A 13756-nucleotide genomic window follows, 5' to 3' on the forward strand; every position below is an offset into this window, starting at 1 on the left:
TCGGATCGCGGGCCGTTTCGGTGCGATGTCAGTGCACCGCCGCATACATGAGCTTCTCCTCGGTCGCGTCGAGCGGTGAGAATTCCTCGACAATCCGCCCTTGCCGGGCAACGAGAAGCCGGTCGGAAAGCTGCATCACCTCGGGCAGATAGGACGAGATCACCACCACCGCCTTGCCCTCGTCGGCGAGCCGCTCGATCATGTGGTGAATCTCGGCTATGGCGCCCACATCCACGCCCCGCGTCGGCTCGTCGAAGATGATCAGGTCCGGGTCCTGGATCAGCGATTTGGCGATCACGACCTTCTGCTGGTTGCCCCCTGAAAGCTCGATCACCTTGGCATCGTTCGTCACCGAACGGATATGAAGCGATTTCGCCCAGTCCTCGCCGATCTCGTCGACCCGCTTTCGCCTGATCCAGAATGTCTTCCAGCCCGCCTTGGCCAGCCAGCCGATAAAGATATTGGCCTTGATCGACATGGTTTCGAAGAACCCTTCGACCTTGCGGTCCTCGGTAATATAGGCAACGCGCTGGTGCAGACTCTGCGCCGGCACACGATAACGCACCCGCTTGCCGTGGATGAAAATTTCGCCGCCGTTGAGATAGTTCCGCTTGAGCGCCCCGGCCACCACCTTGAAGGTCTCGGTCCGGCCCGATCCGACGAGACCGAACACCCCGGTGACCTGACCGGCGAACACGGAAAGCGAATTGTTGCGCACGACATTGGCCATCCGCAGGTTGCTAACCTGAAGCACCCGTTCGCCCGGTCGACGCACGACATTCTTTCTGGTGCCGTAAAGCTCCTCCGACAGGCTGCGGCCCACCATGGCCTGCACGATCGTATCACGGTCGAAACTGGTGGTATTGTCCGTCACCACATGCCGCCCGTCGCGCAGAATGGTGATACGGTCGGAAATCGCCAGCGCCTCCTCCAGCGCGTGACTGATGAAAATGACCGCAACACCGCGTTTCTGCAACGTTTTCACCAGATCGAAGAAATGCCTCTTCTCCTCCGGCGTGAGCGTTGCCGTGGGTTCGTCGAACACGATGATCCGGGCCTCCGACAGCATCGCCCGGGCGATCTCAATCATCTGTTTCTTCGCCGCGCCCAGCGTTTGCACCAGCGCAGTCGGATCGACCTGAAAGTTCAGCGCCTGCATGAATTGCTGGGCAGCGATATTGATCCCGCGCAGCCGGTTGAAGAACCGTTCGTTGCCCATGAAAAGGTTCTGCGCCACGGTCATCGAGGGTACCAGGCTGGTTTCCTGGAACACCATTGCGATCCCGGTCTCCAGCGCCTCGGCCGGGGTGTCGAGCCGCACCTGCTTGCCGTCAAGCAGGATCTCGCCGCTGCTGGGCTCGACCACACCGGCAATCATCTTGGTCAGGGTGGATTTCCCCGCGCCGTTTTCACCCAGAAGCGCATGAACCTCGCCGGGGAAAAGCGTGAAGTTGATATCCTCGACCGCTGCGACACGGCCGTAGTACTTTGTCAAACCCTTCATTTCCAGAATCGGCGTCATACGTCTTCTCCCCCGATGGCATTGGCCCGGCGGATCGCCCCCGCATCGAGCCGCAACATCCGCCCCGCCCCTTTCGACAGGGCCAACACCTCCTCGCCGCGCTCCAGCACTGTGACAATGCCGTGGTTTTCGCCACCAACGCGACTGTGAACCGACATGACGGGAACCGCGTGGGCATCGAACCGAACCGCCATCCCATAGGAACGCGGCGGCGCCCATGGTTTGAGAATACCCATCTGTTTCACCCCGCCGCCCTGAAGCGGTTCGAGGAAGTCCTTGCCCGAGCTGTAGGCCGGAGAAATCCAGTGTTCGGGCTCGATCGTCGCGATCATCTCGCGCCGGAATTCGGTTTCGCTCAGCACGAACTCCACGATCTGCATCCGCGCGGCGAACACCGCCAGCCAGAAACCGCCATCCGCCGTGGGTGTGATCCGGGCAGGATAGCCAGGCATCTCGCCCATCGTTCCCTTGCCCGTCCGAAGCAGCCTGTGGCGCCAGCTCTCGGAAACCAGAATGCCGCCGTCCTCTCCCTGCCATGCACCATAGGCCCATTGCAGCCCCGTTTGCAGAACCTCCACAGCGCCGCTCGCCGGATCGAGCGAGACCAGCCGCCCGCTGGCGCCTTTCTCCATCAGATCGTGCTGCCAATGGGTGGTATCGCGCTCGGCGGACGCGTCACAGATCAGCAGCTTGCCATCTCGGCTCAGCGAAAGAGCGGTGATCGCGCGGAATGGACGTCCTGCCGCCTCGCGCAGCGGCTCCGCCGTTCCCTCGATCTCGATCCGGTCGCCCAGCGCCACGGCGCGACGGCCATCGGGCAGAACGGCGAGCGCCGTGATCGGCCGGCCATGGTCCGCCACAGGGCTCAGCTCGCCCTTGACGTCACAAGCCAGAACCTCGCTGCCGCAGGCCAGAAGCAGCTGCCCCTCCGGCGTTCTAGCCATATCCTCCATGCCCTCGCGTTCGGTCAACACCTCGGCCTCTTCGAGAAGGCTGTTGGGTTTGAACACCCCGTCGAGGATCGGCACCGCAAGGGTCGAACGCCGCAGACCGATAAGCTCCCCCAGCTTCTGCCCAAACACATCAAGCATTGCCCGCCTCCTTGAGATCGACGAATTCAGGATCGGCATCGTCCAGCTTCAACCGCCCGATGCGGTTGTTGTGAATACCGCCGATGAAGAGCTGCCCCTTGTGCTCGCGCATCGAGGTGATCATCGGATGGTTCTCGCCGCCCAGATCCCACATCACGTCGAGCACCTCGCCGCTCTCGCTGATCTTGGCGATACAGCCGGTGTTGAGATTGGGCGCTAGCCATTCATCGCCCGGCAGCTTTTTCGACATGCGGCGGCGGAAGCCGGGTTTGCGCATCGCCAGATCGAAAATCGGATTGCGCACACCCATGATCGCCAGCCAGTAATTGCCGTCCGAGGCGCGGTTGAGGTTGTCGGGATAGCCCGGCAGATTCTCGATTACCGGCTCCACCGTGCCCGCCTTGGGCCCGTCGAACCAATAGCGGCTGATCCGGCAGGCCCAGCTTTCGGCGAACAGGATCGACTGCCCGTCCGAGGCCATGACGATCCCGTTGGGGAAGATCAGGTTGCGCAGGCAGGTATGGGTTTTGCCGTTGCGCGGATCGTAGCAGATGATCCGGCCATTGCCGCGCGCTTCAAGACTGTCGGTTGGCCATTCATGCATCTCGTAGCGCACCGTCGCTTCCGAGAAGAAGATCCGCCCGTCCGGCGCGATGTCCAGATCGTCCGCCAGGCGCAGCCGGCTGTCGTCGATGATCGAAAGCAGCGAACGGTTGGTCTCATCGGTCACTTTCTCGACACTGCGATCGGGGTTCACCTTGTAGAGCCCCATGCCCCCAACGCAGACGAACAAGGTGCCCTGTTTCGTCATCACGATCCCCAGGGGCTGGCCGCCGATATGGGCGTAAACCTCCTGCCGTGTGTAGTCCGGCGCGAAGAACCGGACGATATCGCCATGGCGGTTGCCGCAATAGAGATTGTCGTCGGCGTCGAGCGCCACATCCTCGGGGCTCTCGATCTCGCCCAGCCCGATCGTGTCGACATGGCGCAGCTTGTCGTTCAGCGCAAAGGGCGAGCCGGATTCCGGCGCCGTGCTTTGCGGCGGCGGAAGCTCCATGTAGCCGGGGCTCACATAGAGTTCCTGCACCGCTTTGTGCCGGTTCTTGAACCAGCGAATATCGAGCAGCGCCGCGAGCAGCAGGATCGTGGCCAAGATCACCCGCGACATGCCGGCAGACATCGCCATGCGCAACATGCCGTTGGTCAGCAAAAGAATGATCAGGGTGCCGAGCACCGCCTTCATGACCGAGCCCTTGCCGCCACCCAGCCGGATGCCGCCAAGGATGGCTGCGGTCAGCACGACGATTTCGAGCCCCTTGCCGGTATCCGCCCCCGGCGAGGCCAGGCGCGAGGCAAAGAAGATCGCCGCCGTCGCGGTAAAGACGCCCGACGCGACATACGACAGCGCCACCACGCGCTTTACAGGCAGGCCGGTGTTATAGGCGGAGCGGCGATTGCCGCCGATTGCCATTACATGCCAGCCGGCACGCAGCCGTGTCAGGAACACATGCCCCGCCACAGCAACCACCGCGAAAACCCACAGCACCACGGGCAGCGAAAGAAAGGTTCCGAAGCCAAGGTAATCCCAGGCGGGCGCATCGGGGAAATTCGACGAGATCGCAACCCCCACCTCGGCGTTGAGCATATCATGCGCCGCCTTGTAGACGATCAGCGTCACCATGGTGGTCAGGAAGGCCCGCATCCTCAGATATCCGACGAGAATGCCGTTCACCGCTCCAAGAGCCGCCCCCGCGACCAGCGTGATCGCCACGGCGGAGATCATCCCGAGGCCCAGCACGTTGACACAATAGAGCGCCAAAAGGTTGCACAGCGCGTAGATCGACCCCACCGAAAGGTCGATCCCCCCGACGATCAGCACGATCGACATGCCCAGCACCACGAACCCCAGCTCACAGGCCTGGCGCAGCGTATCGTTCAGGTTGGTGATCGAAATGAAATTGTCGATCCGGGCGCTGAAGAAGGCGATCACCAGAAGAAGCACCAGGAGCGGCACAGCCGTTTCCATCCAGGGCTTCTGCAGCAGCTCGCCGAAAATCTTGTCCGGCCAGAAGCGATAGCGCAGTTTTACCAGTGTATTCATCGTGTTCTTGCCTCAGCCGGCCGTTTCGGAATGTGCGGATATGTTGGTTGCAGCCCCCGGGAGGGGTCCCCCGGGGGCTGGCCTTTGTCGGTCCGGGGGCTTGCGCCCCGGCGCTCAGCGCAGGGTGTCGAGTGACCAGCAGCGCTCGTCGCCCAGCGTCTCGGGCGTGTAGGTCACGAGCGGCGTGTAGAGCACGGTCTTGGTGCTGCCGACGGGATTCTTGTCCTGAAGCGCCGCCATGATCAGCGCGTTCAGATCCCGGCCTTGCCCCGGCACATCGTAGCTCACGTAATACTGCCACATGCCTTCGTGCAGACCTTTGCAGGCCAACTCGCCGCCGCCGCCCGAGGTGGTCACCAGAACCTGATCGGCCTTGCCGGATTCCTGCAGCGCAGCTGCGGTGCCGACATCGGTATTGTCCCAGACACCGAGAATGGCGCAGAGATCGGGGTGTTGCTGCAACACGACCTGCGTGATCGATTTCGCCTTTGAGGACTCATAATCCCCGGTCGATTGCACCGACACCAAATTCATCCCCGGGCTTGCGTTCAGAACATTCTCATATCCTTTCAGCATATAGGCCGAAAACGGGCTGGTCGGGGGGCCCGCAAGCACCAGAACCTTGCCGGGATTGGCTTCGTTCGAGCATTTTGCCACGGCGGCTTCGGCCTGCTTTTCGCCGATCAGCTCCACATCGGCACCGACAAAGCCGGTCGTCTGATAGTTGGTCTTCATGTTCAGCTGAATGACACGAATGCCGGCCTTCTCGGCCTGCCGAAGCAGCTTGGCATACGATTGCACATCCGGGTTCTGCACCACGATGACATCGGGCTTTTCGCTGATCAGCGACGTCAGAGTCTGAGCGCCGGCGGCAGTGTTGAAGTTCGAGTTGCGAACTTCGTAATCATAGCCCAGCTCTTCGGCCTGGCTCGCCATGATCTTCGACCAGCCCTCGGTCAGGTCCAGCCCCATGAACACCGGCACGAAAACCACCTTCCGGCCTTCGAAATTGGCGTAGTAATCATCGCGCAGCGGGTCATCCATGCTTTTTTGCGCATGGGCCAGTTGCGCTGTGCCGATCAGCGCGCCAAGCATCGCTGTCATCCCCAGTTTCAATAATTTCTTCATGTCGGGTCCTCCCTTTATCATCCCAGCCACGGTCAGCCTCCTGCCAGCCCATAGCCTCTGAGATTCTCAAATATCGCCTTGCTGCGCCGTCTCCTCGTTGCGCGGGTTGATGATGCTGTCGGCCAGCACCGCCACCAGCAGCACGAGGCCGCGCACCAGATTCTGCATCTCGAACGAGACATTCATGATTGTCAGACCGTTCATGATCGTGCCGATCAGCAATGTGCCGATGATCACATTGGCCACACCGCCGCGCCCGCCCGACAGCCCGATCCCGCCCAGCACCACCACCAGGATCACATCGTAGATCCAGGTGAGATTGAAAATCCGCGTATCCATGCTGGCCGACGAGGCGGCAAGCACCATGCCGGCGAAGAACGCCACACAGGACGAGATCACATATTGCATCACCAGAACGGGCCGCAGCGGAATGCCGGTAAGCCGCGTCGCCCCGGGGTTGTCGCCCGAGGCATAGACAAACATGCCATACCGTGTACGGCGCAGGAAAATGCCGATCACGATCGCCGCCACACCGAAGGCCAGAACGGAATAGGGAACCCCGTAGAAACTGCCCCGTCCAATCCATGCGATCCCGTCAAGCGCCGGCGGCCAGGACACGATCTCGTAGTCGAAAAGGCCGATCTGGCCGATTCCGGCCACACCGATGCCCACCGCCAGCGTGGTGAACAGCGAGGGTATCTCGGCGTAAGCCACCAGAATGCCGTTGAGCACACCGATGGAGATGGCGAGCATCAACCCGATGCCGACCGCTGGCACCACGCCAAATCCCTTGGCTGCAAGCGTCAGCACCAAAGCCGATGGCACGGCCAGCGTGGCGATCATGGAAAGGTCGATCCCCCGCCCGATCACCACGATGGCCATGCCGAGACCGAGAATGCCCAGCACGGAAACCGTGCGCATCAGCGTCAGAAGATTGCCCACGGAAAAGAAGCCGGGAAGAACAACCGAATAGAGGATGAAAATCGCCAGAAACAGCAAGGTCACGATCCGCAGTTGATCGAAACCGCCCTTGCCCAGAACTCCGCTCAGCATAGCCATCGGGCCCGCCCCCCCATGGCCGCCATCTTTCTCTGTGTTCTGTTCCATTCCCCCCCCTCATTCCGGCTTTCGCCTGAATGTCGCGCGATCCGGCATTGCCGGGGCTCTCCGGCCGCCCGCACCGTTCTTATCCTCGTCTGCATCAGATCTATATGTGAATCATGAGTCAAGAATCATTTATATTTGCGGGCCGCCCAGTGGCACAGGCGCCGAACGGCTCGCGTTAGCTCGTCAGACCGTGCGCCCGCCATCCACAGGCATCAGAATCCCAGTGATAAACTCGGCATCGTCGGAGGCGAGATAGAGCGTTGCCCGCGCAATGTCCTCCGGCTGCGACATCCGCCCCATCGGAATGGTGGCAACGAATTTCGCCCGGTTCTCCGGCGTGTCGGGCACGCCCATGAATTCTTCCAGCAGGCCGGTTTCGCCCATCACCGGGCAGATCGCGTTGACACGGATATTGTCAGGCGCCAGCTCCACCGCCATGGATTGCGAAAGGATGTTCACAGCGCCCTTGGTCGAATTGTACCAGGTCAGCCCCGGGCGCGGACGAATGCCCGCCACCGAACCGATATTCACTATCGAGCCGCCGCCGAGCTCCCGCATCATCGGCACGATGATGTTAGTGGCGTGATAGATCGCCTTCACATTGATCGCATAAACCTTGTCGAACTCATCTTCGGTCACGTCGAGCATCGGCTTGTTTCTGTGGGTCCATCCGGCGTTGTTGATGAAGACATTGGGCACACCGAACCTGTCGACCATCTTCTGCACGGCCGCATCCATTTCGGCGCGCGAGGTGACATCGGCAGCAAGCGCGACGGCATTTTCGCCGATCTCGGCGGCCACACGCTCGGCCGCATCGCGACGCAGATCCAGCACACCCACTTTGGCGCCCTCGCGGGCAAAAAGCTTGGCAATACCTTCTCCAAAGCCGCCGCCCGCGCCGGTTACCACGGCAATCTTCCCGGCCATACGGCCCTGTGCTGCGTTCATGAGTCTCTCCCTCTGTGCACTCTGTTCAGTCGTGTTTGATGACAACGGTTTTCAGCGCCGAAAATTCGTAAAGCGCCTCGAAACCCTTCTCGCGGCCGTGGCCCGATTTCTTCACGCCGCCGAAAGGCAGCTCCACACCGCCCCCGGCCCCATAGGCATTCACATAGACCTGCCCGACCCGCAGCCGCCGCGCCAGGCGCACCGCGCGCGCGGTGTCGCTGGTCCAAACGCCGGCGATGAGCCCGTATTCGGTGCCGTTGGCCAGCGCCAGCGCGTCGGCCTCATCCTCGAAGGTCAGCGCCGAAAGCACCGGTCCGAAAACTTCCTCGCAGGCCAGCGCAGCATCGCGTGGCACCGGGCCGAACAGCACCGGCGGCACAAAGAACCCGCCCTCAGGCGCCTCTTCCTGCACCGCGCCCTCCGCCAGAACCGGCAGACCCGCCGCCTTGGCCGACGCTATATAGCCGGCGACACGTTCGCGCTGTTTCGCGCTGATGATCGGGCCCAGATCAGGCGTGTCTTCCGGCTTGCCGGCGCGCAGCTTCGCGAACCGCTCCACCACCATCGGGATCAGCCTGTCCCAGGCGCTACGCTGCACCAGCAGCCGCGCCCCGGCCGAACAGGTCTGGCCGGCATTCTGAACGATCGCCGCGACGATCACGGGAACCGCCGCCTCGAAATCGGCATCGTCGAAAACGATCTGCGGGCTTTTGCCGCCCAGTTCCAACACACAACCGATATGGTTCCGCGCCGCCGCCGTCTGGATCATCGTGCCGACCTGCGGTGAGCCGGTGAAGGAAATGAAGTCGATCCCCGGATGTTCCGAAAGCGCCGCGCCGGCCTCGTGCCCAAGCCCCGGCACGACATTGATCGCGCCTTCAGGAAAGCCCGCCTCGGCGGCAAGTTCCGCGATGCGCAGCACAGTCAGGCAGGCGTCCTCGGCCGGCTTCAGGATGGTGGCGTTGCCCATCGCCAGCGCCGGGCCCAGCGTGCGGCCTGTCATCTGTGCCGGGTAGTTCCAGGGAATCACATGCCCGGTCACGCCCAGCGGTTCGCGCTCGCCGGTCACGTAGTACCCGTTCATGAAGGGGATCTGTTCCCCATGTACCTTGTCGGCGGCTCCGCCATAATATTCGAAGTAGCGCGCCGTCGCCGTGATGTCGGCGCGGGCGGTGGCCAGCGGCTTGCCGCAATCGCGCGCCTCCAGCGCCACCAACTCCTCGAAATTCGCTTCGATCAGCTGGCCCAGCCGGCTCAGAAGGCGGCCGCGCTCGGTCGCGCTGAGCCGTGACCAGGAACCGGTTTCATAGGCGGCTCTGGCAGCGGCCACGGCCCGGTCGACATCCTCGCGCCCGCCAGCGGCGATCTCGGCAAAGACGCGCCCTTCCGCCGGCGCACTCACGGGCAGCGTCTGCCCGGAAACGGCTGGCACCCACCTGTTGTCGATGAAACATCCTTTCGCCGGCAGGACATCTGCGGCGGGCGGTTGGTCGTGGATCATACTGGCCCTCTCTTCCGGGCAGGCGCAAAGACGGCCTCGCCCGCGCCGATTGGCACGAGGCAAACGATCCCGGCGAATACCCGCTGTCCCTTCTCCCGCCCCGGTGTGCTCCTCTTGCCCGCCGGGGCTTACCGAATAGTGACTGCGAAATCATCGCCGTTACAAATCCAGATATTTGCTCCCCCCTATAAGAAAATGTTCTGCCCTTCCAAAAGATGCCGGCAAGCAACTTATATCTGCGCGCATGGGCACCCAGACCGGCCGGGGAAAGCCGTCGTTGATGGGGATAGATTAGCTGGTTTCGCCGGGGAGCGCCCGCGCGCCAACCCAGCTGCCTTTCCGCGCGAGATCGCGCAGCACTTCCTCGGCAAGGTCGCGAATGGCCGCCACCGCGTTGGTCATCGGGCGCGCCTCGGGGAAGGCCAGATAGGCTGACCGGCGCAGGCGCACATCACCAATATGCCAGCTTTCGAGCTTCCCTTCCGCGACCTCTTGGGAAATCGCGTTGAGCGGCAGAATGGAACAGCCCAGGCCCGAACAGACCAGCCGTTTGATATTGGAATAGGAATCCACCTCGATCGAGACATCCAGGTCTACCCCGGCCGCGGCGGCGTGCCGATCAATCAAGAGACGCAGACCATGCGCCTTGCCCGGCAGGATCAGCGGCAAATCGGTCAGATCGGCCAATAGCGGCATCGCCTCGGGCGCTGGCAACGGGCCTGCATTGGGCGGGTCCGAAAGCCCTTGGGCGGGTCCAAAAAAGACAAGCTCTTCCTCCAGCAGCTCAACCGTGGCGAGGCCGTTGTCGCTGACGTTTCGATAAATCACCGCGAGGTCGACGCGCGATTCCCTGAGCCATTCCAGCACGAACCCGCTCATCGCCTCCGCGATACGCAGCTCGATCCTGGGATAACGGCTGCGCGCCGCCATGATCAGCGGAACCGACAAGATTTCGCTGATCGTCCCCGGCAGACCCAGCCGCACCACGCCGGCAGGATCGTTCTGATGCCCGCGCACCTCCTCCTCGGTGATGGTCAGCTGATCTATTATGGTGCGGGCGTTTCGCAGAAGAATTTCGCCCGCCTCCGTCGGCACAACCCCTTTCGGCGTGCGAAACAGAAGGCTGGTGCCCAGCTCGGCCTCGATATTGCGCACGTGCAGGGAAAGCGCCGGTTGCGCGACATGCAGGATGACCGCAGCACGGGAGAAAGACCCTTGCTCCACGATGGCAACGAAATAGCGGAGTTGACGAATATCCATAGGAAATCTTTATAGAGCCGCCTGCCAGAATGCATCAACCATATGCATATGCGCGACGTTCGCCCATGTCGCGCCTGACTCGGGCACCGGCAGCCTTCTCCCGGGCTTTCGCAACGATTTTCTCATACTCGGCGAGGAGGGTTTCCTGAACGACCGCCAGCGCGGCCCCTTCGCGGCCTTCATGGGCACCTGAAAGAACGACTCGCTTAGCAACTCGGCCGCCTTTGGGTTGCGCCGACGGAACCGCTTTCGGCCCCCGGAGAGGTCGCCAACGTTCTTGAGCTTCATCATCACCACCATGGCCGTGGCCTCAATGTGTCCCGAAAAATGTCTCGGGAGAGGATCTAGGTGCCTGATATTCTTGAAAAATGGCCTCCTAGGCCAAGTAATGGTGCCCCCACACGGACTCGAACCGCGGACCTACTGATTACAAATCAGTTGCTCTACCAGCTGAGCTATAGGGGCATCCGGGACCCGAGGGTCCGGGGGCGATCAGATGTCTCCGATACCACGCTGTCCCCTACCCGACTCGGCTGATCGCTGCAAGACCTCTGACCGCATCCGCAGTCTGTCGGGCGTCCTTCTTCATTCCTTGGGCGCGGATCGGACTTCGGTCCCGGTCCGCACCGGGGGCGCCGGGATGCGCGGACTGGCGTCGCACCGAAAACCGGCCGCCGGCGCCGATCCTGGGCCCGACCGCCCTCCTCGCCAGTCGCCGACGCCGCTCAGTGGCGTCGGGCGCGGACAGGAGACACGGAACATGGGCCGGGCGGGGCGGCCCCATGCGCCACCGCCCCGGCCGGTTCGGCCCGAAATCCCGCCGCCGGTGCGTGATCCGGCTCCGGCGGCACGTGCTGCGGTCCGGGCGCGGCGCGGCAAAGCCGTTTGACTGAACCGGACCAAGGCGCTAACCCAAAGGCAGTCTTTAAAGGTCAGGTCGGGGCATGAGCGCGGAAGAATGAAGATCATTTTCCATACCGGAGCCCATTGCACCGACGAGGACCGGATCCTGAAATGCCTGCTGCGCAACAAGGAAGCGTTCTCGCAGAATGGCGTCGCCGTACCGGGGCCAGGGAAATACCGCCAGCTCCTGAAGGACACGTTCAACGCGCTTGAGGTCGGGCCCGCCGCAGAGGGCGCGCGCGACGTGCTGATCGACGCCATCCTCGATGACGAGGTGGCCGGGAGGCTGATCCTGTCCAATGAGCATTTCTTCGGCTCGCAGCGCCACGTGCTGGATCACGGCCAGCTCTACCCGGAGGCGTCCGACCGGGTGGCCAAGATGCGCGAGCTGTTTCCGCAGGACCAGATCGAGATCTATATGGCCGTTCGCAACCCGGCCACCTTCCTGCCCGCCGCCCTGCAGAAGGCGACCGGGCAGCGGATCGCCGAAACCCTGAGCCGGCATGACCCGCGCGCACTGCTGTGGTCCGACATGTTCCAGCGCATCCAGGACGAGGTGCCCGGCATAAAGATCACCGTCTGGTGCAACGAGGATCTGCCGCTGATCTGGGGCGAGGTGGTGCGCCGGCTGGCCGGTCTGCCGATGGACGAGAAAATTGCCGGCGGCTTCGATCTGCTGTCGGAAATCATGAGCAAGGAAGGCATGCAGCGGTTTCGCGTCTACCTGCACCAGAACCCGGAACTGACCGAGGCGCAGCGGCGCCGGGTGATGATCGCCTTTCTCGACAAATACGCCATCGAGGACGAGATCGTCGAAGAGCTCGACCTACCGGGCTGGAGCGATGATCTGGTCGAGGAGATGACGGCGATCTACGAGGCGGACATCGACACAATTGCCGACATTCCCGGCGTGCGGGTGATCCTGCCCTGACCCGTTCCCCCGGCGAGGTGCCCATGGCAGACATGACAGACGATCCCCAGACCGACGACCTGCCAAAGCTCCGGCTGCGGGTGCTGTTCGGCGACGGGCGCTGGATGGGGCCCGGCAAGGCCGATCTGCTGGACCTGATCCGCGAGACCGGCTCGATCTCGGCGGCCGGGCGCCGCATGGGCATGAGCTACAAGCGCGCCTGGTCGCTGATCGAGGAACTCAACGCGATGTTCACCGCGCCGCTGGTGCAAAGCGCGCGCGGCGGCGCCCGGGGCGGCGGCGCGCAGCTGACCGAAAACGGCGCACGGGTGCTGGCGCATTACCGCGCAGTCGAGCGCGCCGCCGGCGAGTGCGGGCGCGCCGGGCTGGAGGCGCTTGCGGCGCTCCGACCCGATATGTCCGAATGAAAATATCGCTTGCACCGGCCCGCGCCCCCGGCGATATATCTGGCGGTACATATCGAAGCCCACCCGGAGAAACTGCAATGCCCCGCACCCTGCGCGCCGCGCTTGTCGCCCTGTCGCTCGCCCTGTTCGGCTGGGCCCCTGCCCTGTGGGCCGGAACCACCACCGTCTTTGCCGCCGCCAGCCTGAAGACCGCGATGGACGATCTCGCCGCCGCTTACAAGGCGCAGACCGGCAACGACATTCTGGCCTCCTTCGCCGGCAGCTCCAGCCTCGCCCGGCAGATCCAGCAGGGCGCACCGGCGCAGATATTCATCTCGGCCAACCCCGGCTGGATGGACACGCTCGAGGGCGACGGGCTGCTGGCCGAGAGCAGCCGCACCGATCTGCTGCTGAACTCCATTGTGCTGATCGCCGGACCCGGCGCCGCCGCCGACCTGAGCGTTGCGATCTCCCCCGATCTCGATCTGGCCGGCACGCTGGCCGACGGCCGTCTGGCGATGGCGCTGGTCGATGCGGTGCCCGCCGGCATCTACGGCAAGGCGGCGCTGAGCTCGCTGGGCCTGTGGGACAGCGTTGCCGGCAAGGTGGCGCAGGCCGACAACGTGCGCGCCGCCCTGCGGCTGGTGGGCGCCGGCGAGGCGCCGCTGGGCATCGTCTATGCCACCGACGCGGCCGCCGACGATCAGGTTCGCGTGCTCGACACCTTCCCCGCCGACAGCCATCCGGCCATCATCTACCCGGCCGCGATCCTCAAGGACGGCGATGGCGAGGAAACCCGCGCCGCCTTTACCTTCCTGACCAGCGAGGCCTCACGCGAAATCTTCCGGCGTCACGGCTTCGGCATCGCGGGCGAATAA

General features: G+C 63.3%; 11 protein-coding genes and 1 tRNA gene. 3 read left to right on the plus strand and 9 right to left on the minus strand.

Translation table 11 applies throughout. The features are described 5' to 3' along the window. Nucleotides 1-28: 28 nt before the first annotated feature. The 9 genes from E1832_RS21140 to E1832_RS21180 form a co-directional block, all read right to left on the minus strand. The gene (locus E1832_RS21140; protein WP_133361769.1) at nucleotides 29-1522 is read right to left on the minus strand and encodes a sugar ABC transporter ATP-binding protein; all 1494 of its coding nucleotides are present in this window, start codon (nucleotides 1520-1522) and stop codon (nucleotides 29-31) included. After that, nucleotides 1519-2613 carry an SMP-30/gluconolactonase/LRE family protein gene (locus E1832_RS21145; protein ID WP_133361770.1) on the minus strand — a complete coding sequence of 365 codons (1095 nt, stop codon included), beginning with the start codon at nucleotides 2611-2613 and terminating at the stop codon, nucleotides 1519-1521. The genes E1832_RS21140 and E1832_RS21145 overlap by 4 nt, the downstream gene beginning before the upstream one ends. Beyond that, a complete protein-coding gene (locus E1832_RS21150) occupies nucleotides 2606-4714 on the minus strand; it encodes an ABC transporter permease (protein WP_133361771.1) in 2109 nt (702 codons plus the stop codon). Before E1832_RS21150 ends, E1832_RS21145 begins: the two co-directional genes overlap by 8 nt. A 114-nt stretch (nucleotides 4715-4828) precedes the next feature. Further along, a complete protein-coding gene (locus E1832_RS21155) occupies nucleotides 4829-5842 on the minus strand; it encodes a sugar ABC transporter substrate-binding protein (RefSeq protein WP_165978945.1) in 1014 nt (337 codons plus the stop codon). Between the two features lie 66 nt (nucleotides 5843-5908). Further along, on the minus strand, nucleotides 5909-6949 hold the full coding sequence (locus E1832_RS21160) for an ABC transporter permease (RefSeq protein ID WP_206021086.1): 1041 nt from the start codon (nucleotides 6947-6949) through the stop codon (nucleotides 5909-5911). Nucleotides 6950-7132: 183 nt separating this feature from the next. Next, a complete protein-coding gene (locus E1832_RS21165; protein WP_133362002.1) occupies nucleotides 7133-7897 on the minus strand; it encodes an SDR family oxidoreductase in 765 nt (254 codons plus the stop codon). Nucleotides 7898-7922: 25 nt separating this feature from the next. Further along, nucleotides 7923-9398: an aldehyde dehydrogenase family protein gene (locus E1832_RS21170; RefSeq protein WP_133361773.1), complete on the minus strand. Its 1476-nt coding sequence runs from the start codon at nucleotides 9396-9398 to the stop codon at nucleotides 7923-7925. Between the two features lie 291 nt (nucleotides 9399-9689). After that, a complete protein-coding gene (locus E1832_RS21175) occupies nucleotides 9690-10658 on the minus strand; it encodes a LysR substrate-binding domain-containing protein (RefSeq protein ID WP_133361774.1) in 969 nt (322 codons plus the stop codon). A gap of 389 nt (nucleotides 10659-11047) precedes the next feature. Continuing rightward, nucleotides 11048-11123: transfer RNA gene (locus E1832_RS21180), tRNA-Thr, on the minus strand. A 493-nt stretch (nucleotides 11124-11616) separates the two neighbouring features. On the opposite strand from E1832_RS21180, the gene E1832_RS21185 reads away from it, so the two are divergent. From E1832_RS21185 to modA, 3 genes are all read left to right on the plus strand, one after another. Next, a complete protein-coding gene (locus tag E1832_RS21185) occupies nucleotides 11617-12492 on the plus strand; it encodes a hypothetical protein (protein ID WP_133361775.1) in 876 nt (291 codons plus the stop codon). A 23-nt stretch (nucleotides 12493-12515) separates the two neighbouring features. After that, the gene (locus E1832_RS21190) at nucleotides 12516-12899 is read left to right on the plus strand and encodes a winged helix-turn-helix domain-containing protein (RefSeq protein ID WP_133361776.1); all 384 of its coding nucleotides are present in this window, start codon (nucleotides 12516-12518) and stop codon (nucleotides 12897-12899) included. Nucleotides 12900-12976: 77 nt separating this feature from the next. Further along, on the plus strand, nucleotides 12977-13756 hold the full coding sequence (gene modA / locus E1832_RS21195) for a molybdate ABC transporter substrate-binding protein (RefSeq protein WP_133361777.1): 780 nt from the start codon (nucleotides 12977-12979) through the stop codon (nucleotides 13754-13756).

This window comes from Antarcticimicrobium luteum, from assembly GCF_004358185.1.
Classification (GTDB): Bacteria; Pseudomonadota; Alphaproteobacteria; order Rhodobacterales; family Rhodobacteraceae; genus Antarcticimicrobium; species Antarcticimicrobium luteum.